We start from the raw sequence: 22796 nt of genomic DNA on the forward strand, positions 1-22796 counted from the left end.
CTATGAAAAAAATATACGTTTATCTGAACGCTGCGATGGGGGATAACCTCTATCTTTTAGCCGCCTGCAGAGCAATTAAAAAAATAAAGCGTGTGGATATCGTCTTCATTAGCCCTCCCCTTTTTGTTCAACTCGCTGAGGCCTGCCCTCATGTTTCAGCTGTTTGGCAAGACAACACCCTGAGCCAGACACAAATTCAGCAGCTTCAGCAAGCGCATGCTAAAGGACGCTTTTTCGATTTTACAAACTGGAGTCATGCTCTTAGTCCCGTGCATATGGTGGACAGTTTTCTGGCGCAAATGGGGATCGATGCTTTAGCCCCGGACAAACAACTGGATCTTAATGTCCCCCCATCAGCTACCCATGTGATTGATACCTTTTACAGGGCCAATAAACTCGATGAAAAACCGGTACTGCTCGTCCACCCCAATATCGGTCATCCGAATCGGACATGGCCTCAGGAAAACTGGTTTGCACTCACCGAAATGTGGCTACTTAGCGGCTGGGATGTAATTTTTATTGGCAGCACTGTCAATTCTGAAGCAAACAAAACAATGCCAACAGCACCTCCCGCTGGCGTGATAAATGCGATTGACCAATTTTCCCCCATCGAGACGGTTGCTTTGATGCAGCGGGCGGGGATGCTCGTTTCATGCGATTCAGGTCCAGTCATGTTAGCGGGTGCGACGGAGATTGCGATTACGGCACTTTACTCCACCGTTTCGTCACATCATCGACTGCCTTTTCGTCATGGCGAAGCAGGCTGGAACTGCCTTGGGATAGATCTGGCGTGTGTGAACGGACCTTGCGCTCGACTGATGTCCAGTGAAATGATTTTTACGACCTTGCTAAAACGTCCATTCGACACACCCACGCAAAATGAATTCGCCAACTGGTGTGTGAACAGCACACCTTTTAAGTGCCTGAAACACTTTTCTCCGCCAGCACTTTACTCTCAAATGGCCGCTTTTATATTGCGGAACACAGCGGTCTAAGCCTTGGCTGTCTCACGTAACCGTTCTTCTGGAAAAATTATGACCCCATTGGCCTTCGAGCTTTGCCGCGATTTAAAAACAATTTCGGAAAGAAAGAAAAAAAAGATGCGCGTGCTATTCTTTGGTCGGGATGCATTTACTGACAACAGTAAGTATTTGTATCTCTACATGCATGCGCATTTCCCACAACTGGAGATTTGCTGGTGCTCACCCCATACCGGGTTGATCGCAACGCTCGAAGCCAAAGGGCTACCGTGCTTTGATCTCAGCAAAGACTTACATCACTCAATGGATTTTCTTCTTGAGTCATCTATTGCTGTATTTTGTGTGAATCCGCTTGAAAGCGTCGGTCATAATCTTCTGCTGCTCTCGTGCCTTAGCGGCGCGCTGACTTTTCAGATGTGGCACGGCATTGGTCCCAAACAGGCAGATCTTGCTTTGACGGCTGTGAAAAATATCACCGACCTAAGTGCGACAAAACTCATGTTCGGGGCAGCATTTCCGGAATACTACATTAGCTCTTCTGAATTTATAGACTCAAAATGGAATGAATTTTTTGGTGCCCGGAAATTCATTCGAGCATCTTACCCGCGTAATGAAGTCCTGTTCCGTGACCCTACGCCGATTGAAAGTTTAGGTGCAGAACTGAGTGAACATGTCAGAGAAGGATTATATTCTTCCCGGAACACCAGCATTCTGTTAGCCCCCACGTGGGAAGCTGATTCCGGGTTGAACAATATTTCGCTACTGTCAAAACTGGTCGCTTGCTGTCAGCAAAATAATATCAATGTATTTATCAAAAAGCATCCGTTTGTCAATGACAACAGTGATGCTGCCAGAAACATCAAAAACCTTTATACCATTCCTTCAAATGTCGATATTTACCCTCATTTAAAGAATTTTGATGCCTTAATAACAGATTATTCATCCATAATTTATGATTATATTCTGACGGGGAAGCCCATTGCTACTACGGATATTTCAAAGGGCGATGATTTCGATTTTGAATTCCTACCGGGCGACGATTCTTATCGTTATAAAATCAATGAGCATAACATTACTGTGACACTCGAAGAGATGTTAAACGGTGATAGTAAGCAATGCAGCCGGGCAGAACTGGCGTCGGTATTATTCCAGACCGATAATACTCAGGCCAACAAAATGATTACTGAAAAAATACTGCATATTTATGACCTTGAATCCGCAAAAAAAGCACCTGTTATTTATTAGCATCATTGACAACGGCGCTGCAAATGCAGCGCCGTGTTGAGCATTCACTGAGAGATCATTTTAACCAGCTCGCGCTTATTGTCTATTGCCAACCGTATCCTTTTCAGTGCATCGAGAATCTCTTTTTCATCCATTAATCCAGCATCGTGGGCGATTTTATCAACGATAAGCAACATGATCACCAGACCATTTTCCGTCGTGCTGTTAACGTAGAGTTCATGTAGGTTTGCCGCGAGAAAATGAATCATTTTCTGCGCAGAAAAGACTGGAATCACCTGAGGCAGGTTGTGCTTAACCGCATCCAAATACAGTATTTCAATATAGGAGCCAAGGCATTGCTGGGTATGCTTATCGGTCACTTCACCCGCGATGGGCAACAGCAAACGATACGTATCCAGAATCGCTAATGTGCGTTTCACCTTGTCTGTCGAGGTGGTGATCGAGCCACTACGCAGCCGATGATGATACAAACGATCAGCAATGCATCTCACTTTAGCCTTCGGTTGTCCTAATAATAACGCCGTAGTGAAATACTCGTCTTCATAATAGCGGGTATGGAACCGCAGGCCGGGGTATTGTTCGCGCCGCCAGGCATAACCCCAGATCACCACCGAATAACCTTGAGCGGTTTTTTCTCTTTCAGTAATACAGGTATTGAAAAAAGTTTGCGCATCTATTTTTTTATTAATAACGGCGCGTGGGCGTTGGTAATAAGACGACGCATTGTGCAAATATAAAAGGTCTTCTTCGCACTCAAGATGCGTTGAAAAGAATAATACATCCAGCTGATGGCGTTCCATTTCATTGATAATCGTCTCAACGCACTTCGGTGCGAGATAATCATCAGAGTCTACACAGTAAATATATTTACCTGTAGCCAGAGACATCCCCGTATTTCTCACTGCAGCCAGCCCTTTATTTTCCTGATTCACAATTTTCAGCACTGCAGAACGCGAGGAATAATATTCGAGGATCTCAAGGGAGTTATCGGTAGAGCCATCATTGATGGCAATAATTTCCATTTTTTGGCAACGTTGCGCTAACAATGAATCCAGACAGCGCTCAAGGAAGGGACCGACATTATAAACGGGTAAGATAATTGAGATATCATACTGGGACATTTTTCAGTCTCCATGTAAAGACGTGTGTGGCAGAGTGAGCAATATTCGGGCTTTAGCATGAGACATCTGCCGCGCACTAAAGCCCGAACTCTCAGAACGAATCAAATCAACGACAACCCGCACAGCAACGTGTAGTCCGCAGAATTCGCGCCCTTCCACACGTTTCCGCGCTGCCAGTTGAACCATGCGCTGAACAGGGCCACCACGTCGTCGTGGGTCAGCTGCGCGTTGTCTTCTCGCCACATGGCGCACAGCATTTTTAGCTGGAACATCATGCGGGTCAGAGACATCAGAACGTCGCCATAGTTATCGGCATCCGGGCCTGGCAGACACTCGCCGTACAGTTTATAGATCAGGGCGTTGCGAAGAATATGCGGCTGCTCAGTCAGCAAAGTATTGCGTGCGATGCCAGCCTCAAGCTCACGCAGGCGATCCTGTAAACGCGCAGGCTGCATTACCGCCAGTTCGCTGAGTTTCAGCATCATGCTCATTTTCTGCATCGCAGGCAGATTCAGGGTGAGGCGCATCGCGCCCATCTGCTCCAGCGCTTCCACGCGATTCACTTCAATCGGCGGCAGCACCCGCATTTGTTCGTCCAGAATACCACCATCAGCCAGCGCCGAGAGCTGCTCGCCCATCGCCAGTAGTTCCTGCGGGTCGCACTGGTCATTATCGCGATAACGCTGCGCTTTGCTCAACAACACGCCGATGGCATACAGGCTGCTTTCCAGCGTCAGCGCCGGATGGACCGCGAGGTTAATACACAGCTGGTTCAGCGTTTCGTCCCAGGTATTAAAAACCTGCTTGCTGTCGGGTTCAGTAGTCGATGTATGCAAAACAAAGGCTTGCGGGTTGAGCAGGATCTCGCGTGCAGCGGTTTCGCAGCCAGCGTCCAGGCTGTCGCGCTGCTGATTTTTCAGCTTCAGCTGCGTGACTGGCCAGTCGCCCGCGCTTTTCTGGCAGGCAGGACAGGTGCAGGGTCTTTTGCGCTCGGCAAAGCGGACCACATATTCAGGTTGGTAGTGCTCAATCAGTTCCATACGGTACTCCGGCCGCTGGAGTGGCGGCCCTTCTTCATTGAAAGTTTTTGCGAAAAAACCAGTGGGTGCAATCGATAGTCTTCCCGCTGTCGCGGTCGGGCATCTCGGATAAAAAAGCAAAGCTCGGAAGCAGTCCAAGCCAGCAGTGCGCCTGCATTTGTGCAGGCCAGCACGCATTAAAGGATGTTTGTTCAGCGATGGCCTGGCGGTAGTGCGCCAGCAGCTCAGGAATATATTTGCCGTTCACGGCATAAGTGCAGCCACAGTCAGCGCGGGTGACTCGAGCCACACCCGGTAGGGCTTTGAGCGGTGAAATCTGCTGGTAGCGCGCGCCCAACAGAACCACCTGCCAGTCGATGTGCTCAAGACGTGAAAACAGCTGGTTGACCGTTTTTATCGACATCTCTTTGCGCACGTATTTCACTGACGCATCCACCAGCATCACGCTCTCCCACGCTTCGTGCTGCGCAATGTCCAGCACCTGGCAGTGGGTTTCCAGTTCGTTCAGCGAAGAGCGGGCAAACGGCACGAGTTGCTGCGCTTCAAGACCAAGCGCAGTCAGCGCCTGACGCTGATTTTCAAGCTGATCGGGCTGGTCTGGATCGTACATCACCACCACTTTGCCAAACGCCTGCCACTGCACGGCGGTACTGAGCGGCGCGTGGCTCAGACGGCGATAGTGGCTCAGCAAATTACGATCCGAAACGAAGTCTTCCAGCGTTAAATCCGTCGGCTGGCTGGAGCCGAGCACGAAATCTTTGTCATAGGTATTGCTGCTGTGCGAAATACACAAAATCGCCTGTTTGGGGTCAATTTGTAGCACCGGCGAAGTGAAGTTGTTCAGAAACGCTTGCTCCTCCGCCAGCACCGCATCGTCTTCATAGCGATGGTTTTTCAGGAAGTTGCGATGACAGGCAAAGGTGCCGTTCAGCGCATGCTGCGGGCCAAACGCGTGGGTGCGATAGATCTTATCGAGATGGCTGTACCAGATGTAAATCGTGTCGCTGCCGGAAAAGAGTGCGTTGTTACGCTGCATTTCAGCGACCTGCACGCTGATTTTATTCGGCGGGTAGTAGTCGTCATCGTCAAAGCAGACAATGTATTCGCCTTTCGCCAGGTCGTTGAGCATGTTGCGTTTTTTACCCAGGTCCAGTCGTTCCGGGCTGTGGATGTAGCGCACGTTGTCCACGTGGCTATCCACCATCATCGCCATCAGATCTTCGTTGCTCTCGGCGGAATCGTCCAAGATCACCAGCTCGCGTTTATCCGCCGGATAGTCCTGATACTGAAAGAGATACAGCAGATAGGGCAAAAATGCCCGGCGGTCCCACGTCGGGCAAACCACGCTGACAAAAGGTGTTTCAGTCGTTTTTTTCTGCTGCTGGCGTTTGAGCAGCGTCTGCATCAAGTTATTAGCCATCTTATCGCTGCCGTTGTGCCTGCTGTTGTCTCAGCCAGCACTGCGCGGAAACGACGTCAGTGACTTTCTGCTCGCGGCGCTCCTGCGCCTGGCGCAGATCCTGGCGCCTAACGTCGAGCACCAGTTCGAGGCTCTTCTCCCGGCGCGATTCCGCCAGCAAATTGCCCTGCAACTTCTGCGCCTCGACGGTCGCGAGCGCCTGCTCCTGTCGCTGCCAGTCAATCACCCGCTGGATATTGCGCTTGTAGAACGATTGATTGTTCAGCATGGTCGCGTTGCCCTGAATTTCCGGCGCACTGTGATTAACGAGGTTAGAAAGCGCGTGAATGTTCTTCTCCAGGCGCTGGCAAAGCTGCTGCTGAGTGGCGAGCTTACTGCTCAGATCTTTTACCGCGCGGTTACGCAGTAGATGGAGTTGTTCGAGGGTGTGAATCAGTTTGCTCATCGTCAATTATCCTGCTTTCGCCAGTACGTTGAGATCGGAGATGGTTTTGTCGAGCAGGGCCGCATCCTGCACTTCCTGCTGTAAAAAACGGGTAATGGCCGGGGCGAGGTTCACCGCTTTATCGGCCATCGGATCGGCACCGGCGACGTATCCGCCGAGCGGAATCAACGGCTTGATGCTCTGATATTCGGCATAAAGCTGTTTGAGGGTACGCGCCGAAAGCTGATGCTCGCGTTCCGTCACCTGGCTCATGCAGCGGCTGATGGATTGCCCGATGTCGATGGCCGGATAGTGGCCCGCTTCCGCCAGATGGCGCGACAGAACGATATGCCCGTCGAGCACCGCACGGGCGCAGTCGACGATCGGGTCCTGCTGGTCATCGCCCTCGGCTAACACCGTGTAGATGGCGGTCATCGAACCGTGGCTTTCGCTGTTGCCCGCACTTTCGACAAGGCGCGGGATCATGCCAAACGCCGACGGCGGATAGCCTTTAGTAGCAGGTGGTTCGCCCAGTGAAAGGGCGATTTCACGCTGCGCCATCGCGTAACGGGTCAGGGAATCCACCAGCAGCAGGACGTCTTTGCCCTTGTCGCGGTAGTAGCTGGCGATGGTGTGACACAGCTCCGTGGCCTTGATACGCATCAGCGGCGATTCATCCGCAGGTGCGGCGACAATCACGGATTTACGTCGCCCCTCTTCGCCCAGCGAATGTTCGATAAACTCTTTTACTTCGCGCCCGCGTTCGCCGATAAGCCCGACCACCACCACTTCGGCCTGGGTATAGCGGGTGATCATCCCGAGCAGCACGCTTTTGCCGACTCCGCTTCCCGCCATCAGCCCCACGCGCTGGCCTTTGCCGATAGTCAGCAAGCCGTTGATCGCCCGCACGCCGACGTCGAGCGGCGCAGCGACCGGCTGGCGGCGCAGGGGGTGAACCTGCGGCAGTTGCTGCGGGAGCACCGTGTCGCCGGACAGCTTGCCTTTGTCGTCGATCGGTTCACCGAGGCCGTTCACCACGCGTCCAAGCCACTGATCGCCAATCAAAACGCCCTGCTGTTTATCCGCCGGATAGACGCGCGCGCCTGCCATCAGGCCAGACGGCTGTTTGAAGGGCATCAAAAAAGTCACATCGCGATCGAATCCGACCACCTGGGCTTCAATAAATTCGCCTTCGGCACTTTCGACCTGGCACAGTTGGCCAACGGCGAGTCGACAGCCAACGCACTCCAGCAAAATGCCCGCCACGCGCACCAGGCGTCCGGCCACGCGAGCCAAGTTGATGTTGTCGATGGAACGCAAAACCTGCGCGAAATCAGTGTTACTCATGGCCCGATTCCGGCAGCAACGTCTCTTTCAGCACGTCCATGCACTGGTCCAGACGGTGCTGGCAGCCGACGTCCATCTCAGTGGTATTGGTCACCACGCGGCATTCACCGGGTGCCAGTTCGGGATCGGCCATCAGCCCCCACTGCGTCACTTTCTCCGGCTCGGCTTCGCTGATCCGGCGATGTTCCTCGCTGTTGAGCATCACATTGATCTGCTCGGGCTGCTGGGGCAAAGCGCTGAGCGCTTCCTCCACCAGGGTCAAAATCTGCGTTGGATGCAAGGTCAGTTCACAGCGGATCACCTGGCGAGAGACTTTCTCCACCAGCTGTAATAACTCTTCACGGCGGCGCTGTTCGTAGCCCGCCATAAAGGTTTCCATCGACTGGATAATTTCATCCAGCGGATGCGCCGCATCGAGAAACTGCTGACGCGCCTGAGTTTTGCCTTCCGAGCGCCCTTTTCGCACACCTTCGTCAAAACCGAGGCGCAGCCCTTCCTGATAACCCTCTTCTTTGCCCTCCTCCATTCCCTGAGCAAAACCCTGATTCAGGCCATCCCGGAATCCCTGCTGGAGCTGTTCCTGCACCGCCGCACCGTCAGCCGCTGCGGGAATATCGTCTGCCACGCTATGCGCCGCGCGGCGTTTACGCAGCGGCGGGAATTTGTGCAGACGCGGTTTGATGACCGCCTGACGGGTCTGAGTCAGCGCACTGAGCGGCAAGCTGTGCTTTTTAAACATGGTTACTCCATGGTCTGTTCGGCAAACAGCTGCACCTGAATCTCACCCTCTTCCGCCAGCTGGCGAACGGTGGACATGATCTCTTTACGCACCTGATCAACGCGACTCACCGGAACCGGCCCCAGACGCGTGGTGGTGGATTGCAGCAGCGTCACCTGGCGCTTCGGCATGACGTTGAAAATACTCTGGCGCAATACCGGCTCGGTGCCTTTCAGCGCAACCGCCCACTCTTCAATGGCAATCTCTTCCATCAGGCGCTGGAGCGTAGCTGGCGTCTGGCGGCTCAGGATGAAGAATTCGTACATCTCTTCTTCCAGCTCATCCACCACGCCCGCATCACGCTCACGCAGCTGATCGAGCAACTGCTGCTGGTTGGTCGGAATGCGGTTAACGATATTAGCGGCATGTTTGATGCCAACTACTTTTGAGCCGTGTTCAGACAGCACTGCCACGCCGCGTTCGATCAGACGGTCCAGCTCGTCGATGACGTCACGGTTGACGTCATCGAGACGCGCAATGCGCCAGACAATTTCGTCCTGGCGTTCTTCCGACAGCGCGCTGAGCACGCTGGCCGCCACGTCCGGCGGCAGGAAGGCGAGGAAAACAGCCTGCAACTGCAGGTGTTCTTGCTCAATCAGCGCCGCGAGTTGTGGCACATCAACCCATTGCAAACGGGCCATTCGGTGACGAATTTCGTCGCCGTAGATGCCGTTAATCACGCTGCTGGCGATTTCGCCGCCCAGCCCTTTCTCAAGGATGCTGCGCAGATAGCTGCGCGATGCGCCGTTGATGCCGCTTTGCTCACGGTAATCGTCAAAGAAATTGTTCATTGCATAGCGTGCGTGGTCGACCTTAACGCCGTGCAAACGCGCCATCGTGTCGCTGAGCAAAATCACCTCATCGCGGTTCATCTTTTGCATCAGTTTCGCCGCAGCTTCTTCGCCCACGCTGAGCAACAGAATGGCGGCCTGCTCCAGGCGGCTGCGTCCACTTTTAACGCTGCCTTTACTGCTCTTGTTTATTAGCTGTTCGCTCATTGCTGTTGATCCATTGTTTCAGTACTTCAGCCATACGTTCAGTTTCGTTTTCCGCCAGCATCTGCAGGTATTCCACCTTGGTTTCAAGGCCAGAACTGAGTGGCGGTAACTCGCTATCCTGATTAAACGCCGGTCCTGGCAAGCCGGTCAGGCCGGTTTCAGTGGTGACCAGATTATTTTCCAGCACCTCGTCCTGCGCTTTCGCTTCAATAGCTTCCGCCTCAATCGGTTCGCGACGACCCAGACGTTGTGCCAGTGGACGCACGCCGAACAGCAGGGTTAACAGCGCCAGAAGGCCGATGCCGCCCGTTTGTCCCCAGTACTGAATGGACGGGTCTTGCCACCATTTCAGCACCGGCAGGCCGTCGCCGGTCATATCAACAAAGGTCAGACGGTCCAGGGTCAGGGAGTCACCGCGATCTTTTTCAATACCGGCGGCGTCTTCCACCAGCCGTGTCAGGGTGGCCAGTTGCTCCGGCGTCATCGATGCGAGCGACGGCGCGGCCTGGTTCAGCGCCACCGCCACGCGGAGTTTCTCCAGCTTGTAACCCGGATGGCGGATGTGGCGAATATCGCGATCGAAGGCGAACTTACGCTGCTCCTGAGTACGGTTAGTGAGCGAGCGCGGATCGCTGGTCTGGGTTTGGGTGGTTTGCTGCTGTGCATTCGCATTCGCATTCGCTGGCGCAGTGGCTGCTGCGGGTGGATTGACCGGGCGGTTGCTGAGCGAACCTGGAATACCCATCGCCAGCTCGTTGGTGGTGTTTTCGCGGGAGATATTCTCGTCGCTCACCAACGGCTCTTTGCCCAGGCGCTCCTGCGTCTCTTCAATGCTGCTGGTGTCCACGGACGGCGAGACGCTGATGCGGTAGTTTTCGCTGCCGAATAGCGGTGTCAAAATCCCGGCAATATTATTGGTGGTTTCGTGTTTGATACGCTCGATGACATCGCGCCCCTGGCGGATGCTGGCCATATTGGTGGTGCCCTGCTGGCCGTTTTCCGACAGCAAATTGCCCGACTGATCGACCACGCGCACGCTGTTAGCCTGCATTCCCGGCACGCTTCCGGCGACCAGCTGCACGATAGCGGCCACCTGCGTTTCATCCAGATGTTTGCCGTAGCGCAGTTGCAGCATCACCGAGGCGCTGCTTTGCGGTTTGTTGGTCATAACAAACGAGCTGGATTCGCTCAGACCCAAATGCACGCGCGCGCTTTCAACCGGATCGAGCGCCATAATGCTGCGCGCCAGTTCTCCTTCGAGACTGCGCTTGTAGCGGACATTCTGGACAAACTGGCTGCTGCCGAGCATCTCTTCTTTGTCCATCAGCTCGTAGCCTTCCGGCGTGACCGCTGTAATGCCCTTCGCCGCCAGCGCCATTCGCGCGCGCGGGAGTTTGTTTTCCGGGATCAGGATCTGGCCGTTATCGGGATTAATGCGATAGGCAATCGCCTCGGCGCCCAGCACTTCCACCACCTGCGCGACCGGAATGTTTTCCTGGCTGCCGTACAGCGCCACATAGCCCTGATTGCTGCGCCACAGGGAGAAGACGATCGCCCCGACCAGCAGCAAACCGCCTGCGATAATCAGCCACTGAGGTTTTATCCGTCCGGTGGGAAGCGGTAAAGAGGACAACTTTTCTTTTAACTTATTAAGCACGGAGGAAACCTTACAGCGGAGTATTCATCACTTCGTCGAGCGCAGTGGTGAGTTTGTTGCGAACCTGCATCATGGCGGAGAAGGCCACGCTGGCCTTTTGCGATTCGATCATCGCACCGGCCAGATCGTCGCTCTGTCCCATTTCGATGGCTTTCTGTTTTGCCCCTGCGGAGTGCTGGACCGCATCGACATTATCGATAGCGTTGTTCAGCACCTGGGAGAAGGAGAGATTGCCTGCGCCTGTCGCTTCAGGAAACGACGCGCCGGGGGCGATCATCTGCCCCTGACTCACTCCGCCAGAAGCGGCCATCGCAGCGGTGTTGTGCATTTTATTAAGCAAAGCTTGTTGGCTTGCCTGGAGTCCGATAGCGGTAATTTTGTCCATTGGTTTAGTCCCTTATGCCGTTACGAATAGCAACCGGCATCAATGCCTTCTTCACGCATCGACGCCAGTCGATAGCGCAGCGCGCGCGGGGTTATTCCCAAAAAAGCCGCCGTTTTTGATTTGTTACCGTTGTGACGTTTTAGCAGTTCGATGATGTACTGGAATTCCGCCATCCGGCCATGCAGCTTGACGTTGCTCATCGCGCAGGCCGCGCTCTGCTGCTCGCGGTAAGCGGGCATCACGTCCAGGTCAGGCATTTCAACGGCGGGGATCATCACCGGCAGGCCAAAATCGGTGGCAGTGATTTCTTCCCCGTTGCTCAGAATCATGCCGCGCTGAATGACGTTTTCCAGCTCTCGCACGTTGCCCGGCCACTCGTAGGCCAGCAAAGCGTGACGTGCTTCATCGGTCAGGCGAATATTGCCTTTGTGGAAAGCTTTATATTTGGCAATAAAACGCAGCGCTAAAGGAATAATGTCCTGGCGGCGTTCGCGCAGCGGGGTGATATGAATGGGAACAACTGAAATACGGTAAAAGAGATCCTGACGAAAACGTCCTTCGGCAATTTCCTGCTGTAAATCTTTATTGGTGGAGGCGACTAGGCGAATATCCAGCGGAATACGTTTATGGCTGCCCAGACGCTCGACTTCTTGCTCCTGCAAAACGCGTAATAATTTCGCCTGCAGGGCTAACGGCATATCACCGATTTCATCCAGCAATAATGTCCCGCCGTTCGCCTGTTCGAATTTACCCGCAACGCCAGTGACGGCCCCGGTAAATGCACCTTTTTCGTAACCGAATAAAATTGCTTCAAGCATGCTTTCCGGAATAGCCGCGCAGTTAACGCCGACATAAGGCGCATCCGCTCCTAATGCATTTTCATGGATATAGCGGGAAATACACTCTTTGCCTGTCCCGGTCTCGCCAGTAATAAGTACCGATACATTATATTTAGCCACGCGGCGCGCTAATGAGAATACATTTACGCTTTCTGGTGCGCTGGCAACAAATCCATTTTCATTACGGGCTTCATGTTCAATAACAATACTCATAACAACTCACCAACAATTTAATAAATTCATTAACCTGAAACTGCTGCACAGATATTCCGCCACAGGGCGTGGATATTTATAAATGCATAAGTTCGATTTGGGTTACGAAAGTCACCGAATACCTGCAAACGCCGGATTTGATGACTGAAGCGCAGTATATCGGCGTCAGGTAAGATGTCTTGTTTTTAATGAGTATTAAAGTATTAATCTATAAATATCATGCGTTTACGAAAAATATTAATCTTATTAATCACCCCATAAATAACGAATTAATAAGCCAGCCAATCTTGTACAGAACGGCTAAAAAGAGTCTAATTCTTGTCCCTAATAAAACAGTGTGCGTCTGGAATCATCCTTGATGGGTTTTGTCTCCTGATAACCCAGAGCGACACAGTTTTAGTAAACTTAAATTTTTTTAGAACCGATTTGCGTTTTTGTTTTATCCATAACCCTTAACGCCGATCATTCTTTTATGCGGAAGAACTATGCAAGCAGCTCCTCAGCGAATCAGAATCTACCAACGTCAGGCGATTCCCGACATGGTGAAGCTCGATGTGAGCAAGCTTGGTCGCCCCTGGCATAAATTACCTAAGATGATGAATGACAGCTTCGATATCTTTGATTCGCGCCTGAGCATTTATTTTCTTAAGAAACTGCGGGTGAATGTCGCGCTGGAGTCAATGACATTTGGCATCGATCAGACGCATAAAAACACTCAGGTATTTTCAACACCCTTTGGTTCTATTGCCTTTAGCATTGAACGTTCTTTATTACTGCAGATTCTCCACGACTATTACGGACTGGGGAAAGAGAGCGGCAATATTCTGCCGGACACCAGCCAACCGATAACAAAAACAGAAGATCGCCTGAAAACAAAAATCGGGCTGGATTTGACGCGTTTGCTGATTGATAAAGACACCTTCGGTCAGGACCTGGAAATAAAAAGCGATAACACCACCATTATTAATCAGTGGGCATGGTGCGTCACTTATAGTCTCGAAGGATATGAGCACGGCAGTTTTACGCTGCTATTTGATACCCAGCATGTCGATCAACTGCTGTTGAAGATGCGCGACCCCTTAACGGATAGCGTCACAGGCCGAAAAACCGCGCCGGATCGTTCGCAACTCGAGCGGCTGTTTTACAGCCTGCCGCTGAAGCTCAGCGGCAAAGTGGCGAGCCTGAATTTAACCGTCGCTCAACTGGCCAAGATTAAGCCGGGCGACATTATCCCTATGAGCATCAACGATCCCGTTCCTGTGTATATCGGGAAAGAGCAGATTTTTGACGCCAACATCGCCGAAGACCACAGCAAGTTATTCCTCTGTGGATTTAACGACAGAACCATCGAGAAGCCTTATGAGTGATCTGCAACAAGAATTGAGCCAGTCCCTGGATTTCAGCGATCTCAACCTCGGCGATATGCCGCGCGAAGAGACAGTCGAGGGCAATATCCGCCTCGATATTCAGGAAGAGCCTGCGAGCGTGAACGACATCGACGACCTGCGCAAAATGGCGCTGTTTAGCCGTATTCCCGTCACGCTGACGCTGGAAGTGGCCTCCGTCGAGATTTCGCTAGCCGACCTGATGACCGTCAATCACGATTCAGTGATTGAGCTGGATAAAATGGCGGGCGAAGCGCTGGACATCAAAGTGAACGGCATTCTGTTTGGCAAAGCCGAAGCGGTGGTGTTGAACGACAAGTACGGTCTGCGCATTCTTGAGTTCAACAGCAAAGAACTGGGTGAACTGACGCGATGAAACCGTTGCTTCGCGTACTGCTGTTCGCCGGACTGCTGTTCTCTCCGCAACTGTTGGCGGCCAACGGCGATATCACGCTCTTTAGTTCGGCCAATACCGGCGGCGGTCAGGATTACAACGTCAAAATTGAAATCCTGATCATGATGACCCTGCTGGGTCTGCTGCCGGTCATGATGCTGATGATGACCTGCTTTACGCGCTTTATTATCGTGCTGGCGATTTTGCGCCAGGCGCTAGGGTTGCAGCAAAGTCCGCCGAATAAAATCCTCACCGGTATTGCGCTGGCCCTGACGCTGCTGGTGATGCGCCCGGTGTGGACCAAGATTTACGATGAAGCCATCGTGCCGTTTCAGAATGACGAAATCACCATGAAACAGGCATTCGGCAAAGCGGAAACGCCGCTGAAGAACTACATGCTGGCGCAAACCAGCAACAAAGCGATGGCGCAGATGATGGATATTGCCAAAGTGTCGGGCGATCCGCGCGAGCAAGATCTGACGGTAGTGACACCCGCGTATCTGCTGAGTGAGCTGAAAACCGCCTTCCAGATCGGCTTTATGATTTACATCCCGTTCCTGGTCATCGACCTGATTGTCGCCAGTATTCTGATGGCAATGGGGATGATGATGCTATCGCCACTGATTGTGTCGCTGCCGTTCAAGCTGATGCTGTTTGTGCTCTGTGACGGCTGGACGCTGATCGTCGGAACGCTCACCTCCAGCGTGCAAGGGCTATAGTGATGGTCACGATGGATATTGCCGGTGACATCATGGCGAGCGGCATCAAACTGGTGCTGATTATCTCGGCGGTGGCGATCGTTCCGAGTCTGATTGTCGGCCTGTGCGTCAGTATTTTTCAGGCAACCACGCAAATTAACGAACAGACCCTGAGCTTTCTGCCGCGTCTGCTGGTGACGCTGGCGGTATTGATCGTGGGCGGCAAATGGATGCTGACCCAACTGGTCGATTTTACCGTCAACATCTTTCACCAGGCGGCGGCGCTGGTAGGTTAACGGCTGATGGGCATTGATATTCTCACGCTGATTAATCCCCTAATGGCATTAGTCCTGCCGTTTACCCGCATTCTGGCGTTTATCCATTTTTGTCCGGTTCTGGATAACCGCGCCTTTAGCAAACGCATCAAAGCCGCGATCTCCCTGGCGCTGGCGGTGATTATCACCCCGATGTTGCCAGAAAAAGTGATGCTTACCGGGTTGATGTCGGTGCGCACCATTTTGCTCATCGGCGAGCAAATGCTGTGGGGCATGCTGTTTGGCATGGCGATGCATCTGGTGTTTGTCGCGCTACAAACCGCCGGACATATTCTGTCGATGAATATGGGACTCGGGATGGCGATGATGAACGACCCGGTTAACGGCAGTTCGACCACCGTGATTTCGCAGATTATTTACACCTTTTGCGGCCTGCTGTTTTTCATTATGGACGGGCATTTGCTGGTGGTAACCATCCTGTTTAAAGGCTTTGTCTGGTGGCCTATTGGCCAGGCGATTAATAAGCCAACATTATTATTAATCGTGCAAAGCCTGGGCTGGATAATGTCTGCCGCGACGTTAATCGCCCTTCCCACTACCTTCGTGATGCTGATTGTGCAGGGCGGATTCGGCCTGCTGAACCGCATTTCCCCCACGCTTAACCTGTTCTCGCTGGGTTTTCCGATCAGCATGTTGTTTGGCCTGCTCTGTATTTCGATGATGATGACTAATATTCCCGATCACTATCTCAACCTGACCACTGAAATTCTGGCCAGGCTCGAAGCCGTAAGGAGCCACTGATGGCCCAGGGCGGAGATAAGAGCGAAAAACCCACCCCCCAGAAACTGCGCAAAGCGCGGGAAAAGGGCGATCTGCCGCGCTCGAAAGATTTAACTATGGCAGTGGGATTGCTGACCTCGTTTATCACGCTGAGCAGCTTTTTTCCCTATTACCAGCGGCTGATTACAGAGTCATTTACCTCCGTGGGCATGATGGCAGGACGGCTGGACGATAGCGGCGCGCTGAGCCAGTTCCTGATGCTCAACGTCTCGGTGATCCTGCGCTTTATCGCCACGCTCGCGCCGATTCCACTGGCCTGTATTGTGGCGAGCCTGATACCCGGCGGCTGGATTTTTACGCTGTCAAAACTGAAGCCAGATTTCAAAAAAATCAGCCCCATCAGCGGCGTAAAGCGCATGTTTGCCGCCAGTCATTTTGTCGAAGTGGGCAAGATGCTGCTCAAATGTGGGGTCATTCTGGCAGTGCTCTACTCAATGGTTCACAGCTCGTTGAATCCGCTTCTGCATTTGCAAAAACTCAACCTGAACCAGGCGATCCACGCCGGTTTCGGCATTTATCACCATGTCCTGATCTACTTTATTTCAGTGATAGTGATTTTTGCCCTGCTCGACGTGCCGCTCACCAAATTCATGTTCACTAAAAAAATGCGCATGACCAAGCAAGAGGTGAAGGAAGAGTACAAAAATAACGACGGGAACCCGCAGATTAAGGGGCGCATCCGTCAGCTTCAGCGCCAGATGGCAATGGGACAGATTAACCGCACCGTTCCGGAAGCGGACGTGATCATCACCAACCCAACACACTTTGCGGTGGCGCTGAAATACGATCCCAACAAAGCGGAAGCTCCGTACATCGTGGCAAAAGGGATTGACGATATCGCGCTCTACATCCGTGAAGTGGCGAGTCAGCACCAGATAGAAGTGGTGGAATTTCCGCCGCTGGCGCGTGCGGTGTATCACTCCACGCGCGTGAATCAGCAAATCCCGGCCCAGCTTTTTCGCGCCATTGCGCACGTGCTGACCTACGTCATGCAGCTCAAATCCTGGCGCACCGGCCAGCTTGAGGCCAAACCGAGCCTGAACAGGCAGATCACCCTTCCAAAAGAGGTATTAAAAACTCATGGCGAACAGTAAGTCGCAGCAGATGCTTGCCATTCTCCGTCAGGGCCGCATAGGCGTACCGATATTACTGCTCAGCGTGCTGGCGATGGTGATGTTGCCGTTGTCCCCGCTGATGCTGGATATTTTGTTCACCTTCAACATCGTGCTGGCCGTGACGGTCCTGCTGGTGGCGGTGAACATGCAGCGCCCGCTCGATTTTGCGGTGTTCCCGACGCTCCTGCTGATCACTACGCTGATGCGATTGACGCTCAACGTCGCCTCCACGCGCGTGGTGTTACTGCACGGTCACGAGGGAGAAGGCGCTGCCGGTAAAGTTATCGAGGCATTCGGACAGGTCGTCATCGGCGGCGATTTCGTCGTCGGCTTTGTGGTATTCATCATCCTGATGATTATCAACTTTGTGGTGGTCACAAAAGGTGCTGAGCGTATTTCTGAAGTCTCGGCGCGCTTTACCCTCGATGCTCTGCCCGGCAAGCAGATGGCGATCGACGCCGACCTCAATGCGGGGCTGATTAACCAGAAACAGGCGAGAGATCGGCGTAAAGAGGTGTCGAAAGAGGCCGACTTCTACGGCGCGATGGACGGTGCCTCGAAGTTTGTCCGTGGTGACGCCATCGCCGGGATTATGGTGCTGGTGATCAACGTCATCGGCGGGATCTGTATTGGTATCTTCAAATACGATCTCGATGCCGGCCACGCGTTCCAGCAGTACGTTCTGCTGACCATCGGTGATGGCCTGGCGGCGCAGATCCCTTCCCTGCTGCTGGCGACCGCCGCGGCGATCATCGTGACACGCGTCAGCGACGGCGATGATGTTAGCGATGAGATCAAAACCCAGCTGCTCGCCAAACCGCATGTGCTCTACACCGCCGCATTCGTCATGTTTATTCTGGCGATTGTTCCGGGTATGCCGCACATCGCGTTTCTGTGCTTCACCGGTTTACTGCTGTTTGCCGCCTGGCGGCAGAGCAAAGTGGTTAAACCCGCCGAAGAAGAGACGGATTACGAAGCGATCACCGACGCACTCGGTCAGGACGTTGCCCCTGCGATTAACTGGGAAAGTATTCCGCTGGTGGAGCCGATTGGCCTGAATCTGGGTTACAAACTGGTGACGCTGATTGATTCCGCCAAGGGCAGCCCGCTCTCGCAGCGTATTCGCGGCGTGCGTCAGGTGGTGTCCGAACAGTGCGGCGTGCTGTTGCCAGAGATTCGTATCCGTGAAAACTTCCGCCTGAAGCCTGCGCAATATGCGATTTATATCAACGGCATCCGCACCGCGCTGGCGGAAGTGTATGCCGAAAAACTGATGGCAATTCCAGGAACCGAACTGTACGGCGAAATCGACGGCGTGCTGGATACCGATCCGGCGTACGGCATGGCGATCGTCTGGATCGACGCGGAACAAAAAGCCAAAGCGCTGAATCTGGGATATCAGGTGGTGGATTGCGCCAGCGTGGTGGCGACGCACGTCAACAAAGTGGCACGCGAGCATCTGCCGGAATTGTTCAACTATGATGACATTACCCATCTGCACTCCCGCCTGGCGCAACAAGCACCGAAGCTGGCGGAGGATCTGTCGAACGCCCTCAACTTTAGCCTGCTGCTGCGGATCTACCGCCAGCTGCTGCTGGAGCAGGTGTCGCTGAAGGATATCGTGACCATCGCCTCGACGCTGCTGGAAAGCTCAGCGGTGACCAAAGATCCGATCTTGCTGACATCTGACGTGCGTTACGCGCTACGTCGCGCAATTATTCATAACATCAATGGCGACCGGCAGAAGCTGTCGGCTTACACCATAGATAATGCGCTGGAGAATATGCTCCTTGGGGCATTGAATCAGTCACAGCAGAGCGGAAAAGTTGCGCTGGATAGCTTCCCGGTCGACCCGAACATTCTGACGCAATTACAGAACACGATGCCGATCATTCAGGAACAGATGAAAGCGAAAGGGATGCCGCCGCTGCTGTTGGTGACACCGCAGTTGCGACCGCTGATTTCGCGCTATGGGAGACTGTTTGCCAGCAATCTGAATGTGCTGTCGTATAACGAAGTGCCGGATGACAGTGATTTGACGATTGTGGGGACGTTGTCGTAGTGGGTGGTCTGTGATCGGGTAAGCATCAGAGTTTGTTCCGTTCACCTCATGTTCCGCAGAATATAATCACTCCATAACCTGTGAACGTGATAAGGGGGCTGCGCGACGCGCAGGGATGTTACCTGAGCCCGTCCCCGTCAGCCGGAAGGAATAAGACAAAGGCACCGCGAAGCGGCGATTTTCTTTGCCGGGAGTCGGGATTGTTAAGGGGGCGGCGATAGCCCTCTTAACACGTTCACCGCAGAGAAACAGACAAGAAGCAGAGAACCGGTAGTGAACGGAACAATTCCACTGTTCCCATAAAGTGCTTGGCTAACTCGGCCAAGCAACCACTCCCCTTACTCATCCAAAAACCGCAATTTCCACCCCGCCAGCGTACGTGGCATTTTGCGCTGATCGCTGCCATCGGTGCTGTAGTAGCTGAACATCAGCCCACCCTCTTTGGCAGGCGAAATGCGCCCGGCCCAGATTTCACCTTTTGGCGTATACATCACGATGGCAGTGCGTTTGTTCGCCGAACCTTGCACCCACATCGAAATCACACGGGCACCAATATTGTCGATATCATCCTGATAAATATAAACGTTGGCACTGTTAACAAAGCTTTGGTAGTCATCACCCACCAGCGCACGGAATTTGTCGTCGAGCGTCGCATCCTGGAAAATCCCGAGTGAGAGCAGCGTCGCTTTTGGTCGGGGATCGCTTTCTGCCATCTGATAAGCCCCATCAAGGAAAACACCTGGCGGCATCGACATGCGACAGCCCCAGTCGGCGTTACTGTAAACCTGAAGCGAGCCGTTCTTTTTAGGGATCACCAGCAGCTTACAGTTGCTGGTGTCCACCACCCGCTCCACCACCAGCATCCCGTAAAGCTTACGTGCCTCAGCGGTAAATTCGTCTTTGTTCAAACCAGCCCATGCGCGAATATCCAAAGTCTCACTCCATTTGGCGCTACGGCTAAACTGGATCACCCCGCCGCTCATATTGGGTGCCCGCATGTTCCACCATTTGCCTTCCCATTTGAAATCTCGGTTGGTATCAGCCAGCGCGCTGATCCCGGCGTAGTACGCGCGTTCAATACAGGTATCACTGGTGCATTTTTCTAACAGTTTTTCCCACTCGCGATACTCTTTGTCGTTTCCTTCCAGACCTTCCTCGTGAATGGCTTGCTGATAGACCACAGACAAAGTGCTATCGAGCCAGTGGAGGTTATCATTATTACAGATTGTATTTTCCAGCGGGGTCACCGCCCTCTGGCAGTTCACAGCCATAGCGCTGGTGCTAAATAATAACGTGAGGAGAAACAGAAAACGGCAAAAGCGAGAGGTCATAGTTGTTCAACTTTCATCCAATAATAGGGCTATTGTGGCGAATGGCTCAGTGCTTTGCAATATAAACTCATTCACGATAACTATATGAATAATGAATGAAAATGAAGTGTTAAGTTCTGTTTGTAATTTGTCGCATTAAAAGAGGGGATGTATAAATTATGGACGCTTAATGATGAAAATTGATAGTAGCAATCTCACCATGGCTACAGTTGCAGCCTATGGTTCACAAACAGACGCTTCCCGAAGCCCATTAGGTATCAAACGTTCTAGCGGGAATGCCTGTCCGCAAAGCGGTTACTGGCAAATTGATAATCCGGCTGTTACCAACGTGGTAAATGTTAAAAAAGGCGACACTATGCCCTGGCAGAATGGTTATCCTGTTAACTGGAAGCTTATTGAATATGATTTAAAGAACGAATAATCGTGTCGTTTTTATTTTTTGTGAGGAAATTTTATTTCCGAATAAGGTAATAAAATTTCCCCTCAACCACAATTCTTCCGTGCTGAAAAATAACCCAGCATTATATTTTTAAGACATTTGCTCGATTGCTTTAATCGATCGATAATCATTATTCGATCGGCTTTGACAATTAAAAATCGAGAAGGTACGATCCTCAAAACATCCATTGTTAATGTTAATTTATTGTTTGCTAGATGGATTTTCGTTCACACCTCATATCCAAAATATTCACTATGTCCCGGAGTAATCGGTGATCACGAGCTTGAACTTCAGAAGACCGCTGAATATCTGTTTTTCAGCGCTGTCTTTTACCCTGGTTATCGTCTGTTTCCTGATCACACTTGCGCAATGGGCTGATATAAAAGAGTCCTGTAAACGACAAAACCGACTCTATATCAATAACGTCACGCTGTTTTTTAATAAATACCTCAGCGGCTATGAAAATATCGTCAATGAAATGGCCCGCACCGCTGCGGATCAGCATAAATTTAACCCGAACGAAAATGACGATTTAGCACTGCGTAACTGGCTGATTGAACGTCTGCGCATCATGCCAGATGCGGTATCGATTATTCATGCCGATAATGACGGCCACTTCATTCGCCTGCCGCATCTCGAATCCCATCAGGAAAAAGGGGCAACCTGGGACCCGCGCAAAGAGCCGTGGTTCACCATCGCGGTAGAGGATACTGATAGCGCGCACTACAGCGTGACGAAGGATATTTTCACCGGCAAAGAACGCGTCCTGACGATTTCACTTCCTGTCATTAACGGGATGGATGGTTCAAACAACGGCGTGCTGGCGATCAACCTTGACGTCGAAAAAAGCGAAGAGATCCTCAACTCTACCTATCCACCGATGAAAAGCCGGACCTTTGTAATGACCAAAGAGGGTCAGATGGTGATTAGCCCAGGCTACAAGATTGCTGACAGCACGCTAAAGGCCATTGCCAGCAACGCAAGCGCATTTCGCGGAGACTTTTACCGCAACGGGTTTTACTATTTTTACCGCACGATCGGGCCTCAGGAGTGGTTTGTGGTGCAGGAAGTCGCCGAAAGTGAGATGAAACAGCTGGTGCGACATGGCAGCATCAAAGTTCTTTATGGAATGGTGCTGACGCAAGTGATCCTGCTATTTTGCTGGTGGGCGCTTCGCGCGGCGCTGAATACGATTTATATGCGTATTACTAATGGGATCAGGAATGGGTCGATCAAGCAGACTGCCGTCGAAGAGCTGCTTTTTGATGAGATCCACAGCGCACAGCAGCGCCAGGAAAAGATTTCCCAGGACGCCCTCACCGATGGCCTGACGGGGCTGGCAAATCGCCGCGCCTTTGATACGGACGCGGAACACTTTAACGCGCTGCCTAATACTCATATCGCCATGATCGATATCGACAATTTTAAAATTATCAATGACACCTGGGGCCATACGGTCGGCGACGTGGTGCTCAAAGCTACCGCGGAACTGGGGCTTCGCCTGCGCGGGCTGGAAAATATCACGCTCTACCGCTACGGCGGCGAGGAGATCGCCGTGCTGTTCCAGGACATCTCGCAGGAAAAAGCACAGAGCTATCTCGAAAAATGGCGCATTTCGCTGAATACTCGCAGCTTCCGTGAATCCGATTTACGCGTTTCCTTCAGCGCCGGAATTTGCAAAATGGGGGGTGACTCTCTTTCTGATGTGGTTGCGAAAGCCGATCGGCTGCTGTATCAGGCCAAAAAAAGCGGCAAAAACAGAATCCTGGCGAGCTAGCAGTAATATTGCCTCAACGTTTAAGTCTGACGC

At 52.4% G+C, this 22796-nt stretch carries 22 protein-coding genes; 11 read left to right on the forward strand and 11 right to left on the reverse strand.

The window, feature by feature from the left end; genetic code table 11:
- Positions 1-2: 2 nt before the first annotated feature.
- Both JBO43_RS18895 and JBO43_RS18900 read left to right on the forward strand, forming a co-directional pair.
- Positions 3-995 (forward strand): glycosyltransferase family 9 protein, encoded by a 993-nt coding sequence (locus tag JBO43_RS18895; RefSeq protein WP_103950055.1) that lies wholly within the window; start codon positions 3-5, stop codon positions 993-995.
- Positions 996-1034: 39 nt separating this feature from the next.
- Positions 1035-2225: a CDP-glycerol glycerophosphotransferase family protein gene (locus JBO43_RS18900; protein WP_202674831.1), complete on the forward strand. Its 1191-nt coding sequence runs from the start codon at positions 1035-1037 to the stop codon at positions 2223-2225.
- Between the two features lie 44 nt (positions 2226-2269).
- Here JBO43_RS18900 and JBO43_RS18905 read toward each other — a convergent pair whose 3' ends face one another.
- The 10 genes from JBO43_RS18905 to JBO43_RS18950 all read right to left on the reverse strand — a co-directional run bounded on the left by JBO43_RS18905 (position 2270) and on the right by JBO43_RS18950 (position 12447).
- Positions 2270-3346, reverse strand: coding sequence for a glycosyltransferase family 2 protein (locus tag JBO43_RS18905; RefSeq protein WP_202674832.1), 1077 nt, complete (start codon positions 3344-3346; stop codon positions 2270-2272).
- A 101-nt stretch (positions 3347-3447) separates the two neighbouring features.
- On the reverse strand, positions 3448-4386 hold the full coding sequence (locus JBO43_RS18910) for a hypothetical protein (protein ID WP_202674833.1): 939 nt from the start codon (positions 4384-4386) through the stop codon (positions 3448-3450).
- Between the two features lie 34 nt (positions 4387-4420).
- Positions 4421-5806: a glycosyltransferase family 2 protein gene (locus JBO43_RS18915; protein WP_237730123.1), complete on the reverse strand. Its 1386-nt coding sequence runs from the start codon at positions 5804-5806 to the stop codon at positions 4421-4423.
- A 1-nt stretch (position 5807) separates the two neighbouring features.
- Complete coding sequence (gene fliJ, locus JBO43_RS18920; protein WP_202674834.1) at positions 5808-6251, reverse strand: flagellar export protein FliJ; 444 nt, start codon at positions 6249-6251, stop codon at positions 5808-5810.
- Between the two features lie 6 nt (positions 6252-6257).
- Positions 6258-7577, reverse strand: a complete 1320-nt coding sequence (fliI, locus tag JBO43_RS18925) for a flagellar protein export ATPase FliI (RefSeq protein WP_202674835.1) — start codon at positions 7575-7577, stop codon at positions 6258-6260.
- Complete coding sequence (fliH, locus tag JBO43_RS18930; protein WP_095280362.1) at positions 7570-8316, reverse strand: flagellar assembly protein FliH; 747 nt, start codon at positions 8314-8316, stop codon at positions 7570-7572. Before fliH ends, fliI begins: the two co-directional genes overlap by 8 nt.
- Positions 8317-8318: 2 nt before the next feature.
- Positions 8319-9353, reverse strand: a complete 1035-nt coding sequence (locus JBO43_RS18935; protein ID WP_103950050.1) for a flagellar motor switch protein FliG — start codon at positions 9351-9353, stop codon at positions 8319-8321.
- Positions 9322-11010, reverse strand: a complete 1689-nt coding sequence (fliF, locus tag JBO43_RS18940) for a flagellar basal-body MS-ring/collar protein FliF (RefSeq protein ID WP_202674836.1) — start codon at positions 11008-11010, stop codon at positions 9322-9324. The genes JBO43_RS18935 and fliF overlap by 32 nt, the downstream gene beginning before the upstream one ends.
- Before the next feature lie 10 nt (positions 11011-11020).
- Positions 11021-11395, reverse strand: coding sequence for a flagellar hook-basal body complex protein FliE (fliE, locus tag JBO43_RS18945; protein WP_095280359.1), 375 nt, complete (start codon positions 11393-11395; stop codon positions 11021-11023).
- 20 nt (positions 11396-11415) lie between these two features.
- Positions 11416-12447 (reverse strand): sigma-54 interaction domain-containing protein, encoded by a 1032-nt coding sequence (locus JBO43_RS18950; RefSeq protein WP_095280358.1) that lies wholly within the window; start codon positions 12445-12447, stop codon positions 11416-11418.
- 485 nt (positions 12448-12932) lie between these two features.
- On the opposite strand from JBO43_RS18950, the gene JBO43_RS18955 reads away from it, so the two are divergent.
- The 7 genes from JBO43_RS18955 to JBO43_RS18985 are packed head-to-tail and all read left to right on the forward strand — an operon-like array spanning position 12933 to position 19216.
- Positions 12933-13814 carry a FliM/FliN family flagellar motor switch protein gene (locus tag JBO43_RS18955; RefSeq protein ID WP_095280357.1) on the forward strand — a complete coding sequence of 294 codons (882 nt, stop codon included), beginning with the start codon at positions 12933-12935 and terminating at the stop codon, positions 13812-13814.
- Positions 13807-14208 carry a FliM/FliN family flagellar motor switch protein gene (locus JBO43_RS18960; RefSeq protein WP_095280356.1) on the forward strand — a complete coding sequence of 134 codons (402 nt, stop codon included), beginning with the start codon at positions 13807-13809 and terminating at the stop codon, positions 14206-14208. The genes JBO43_RS18955 and JBO43_RS18960 overlap by 8 nt, the downstream gene beginning before the upstream one ends.
- Entirely contained in the window at positions 14205-14945 is a 741-nt protein-coding gene (gene fliP, locus JBO43_RS18965) for a flagellar type III secretion system pore protein FliP (RefSeq protein WP_095280355.1), read from the forward strand. Before JBO43_RS18960 ends, fliP begins: the two co-directional genes overlap by 4 nt.
- Before the next feature lie 2 nt (positions 14946-14947).
- Entirely contained in the window at positions 14948-15220 is a 273-nt protein-coding gene (gene fliQ / locus JBO43_RS18970; RefSeq protein ID WP_095280354.1) for a flagellar biosynthesis protein FliQ, read from the forward strand.
- 6 nt (positions 15221-15226) lie between these two features.
- Entirely contained in the window at positions 15227-16000 is a 774-nt protein-coding gene (gene fliR / locus JBO43_RS18975) for a flagellar biosynthetic protein FliR (RefSeq protein WP_095280353.1), read from the forward strand.
- Positions 15997-17133 carry a flagellar biosynthesis protein FlhB gene (gene flhB / locus JBO43_RS18980; RefSeq protein WP_370446905.1) on the forward strand — a complete coding sequence of 379 codons (1137 nt, stop codon included), beginning with the start codon at positions 15997-15999 and terminating at the stop codon, positions 17131-17133. The genes fliR and flhB overlap by 4 nt, the downstream gene beginning before the upstream one ends.
- Positions 17120-19216: a flagellar biosynthesis protein FlhA gene (locus JBO43_RS18985; RefSeq protein ID WP_103947495.1), complete on the forward strand. Its 2097-nt coding sequence runs from the start codon at positions 17120-17122 to the stop codon at positions 19214-19216. The genes flhB and JBO43_RS18985 overlap by 14 nt, the downstream gene beginning before the upstream one ends.
- A gap of 338 nt (positions 19217-19554) precedes the next feature.
- On the opposite strand, the gene JBO43_RS18990 is transcribed toward JBO43_RS18985, so the two are convergent.
- The gene (locus JBO43_RS18990) at positions 19555-20547 is read right to left on the reverse strand and encodes a lysozyme inhibitor LprI family protein (RefSeq protein ID WP_202674837.1); all 993 of its coding nucleotides are present in this window, start codon (positions 20545-20547) and stop codon (positions 19555-19557) included.
- Between the two features lie 169 nt (positions 20548-20716).
- Between JBO43_RS18990 and JBO43_RS18995 the strand changes: the two genes are divergently transcribed.
- Positions 20717-20968, forward strand: coding sequence for a hypothetical protein (locus JBO43_RS18995; protein ID WP_095280349.1), 252 nt, complete (start codon positions 20717-20719; stop codon positions 20966-20968).
- A 289-nt stretch (positions 20969-21257) separates the two neighbouring features.
- Positions 21258-22763: a sensor domain-containing diguanylate cyclase gene (locus tag JBO43_RS19000; RefSeq protein ID WP_202674838.1), complete on the forward strand. Its 1506-nt coding sequence runs from the start codon at positions 21258-21260 to the stop codon at positions 22761-22763.
- Positions 22764-22796: the final 33 nt, after the last annotated feature.

This window comes from Lelliottia jeotgali (genome assembly GCF_016771845.1).
GTDB classification, from domain to species: Bacteria; Pseudomonadota; Gammaproteobacteria; order Enterobacterales; family Enterobacteriaceae; genus Enterobacter; species Enterobacter jeotgali.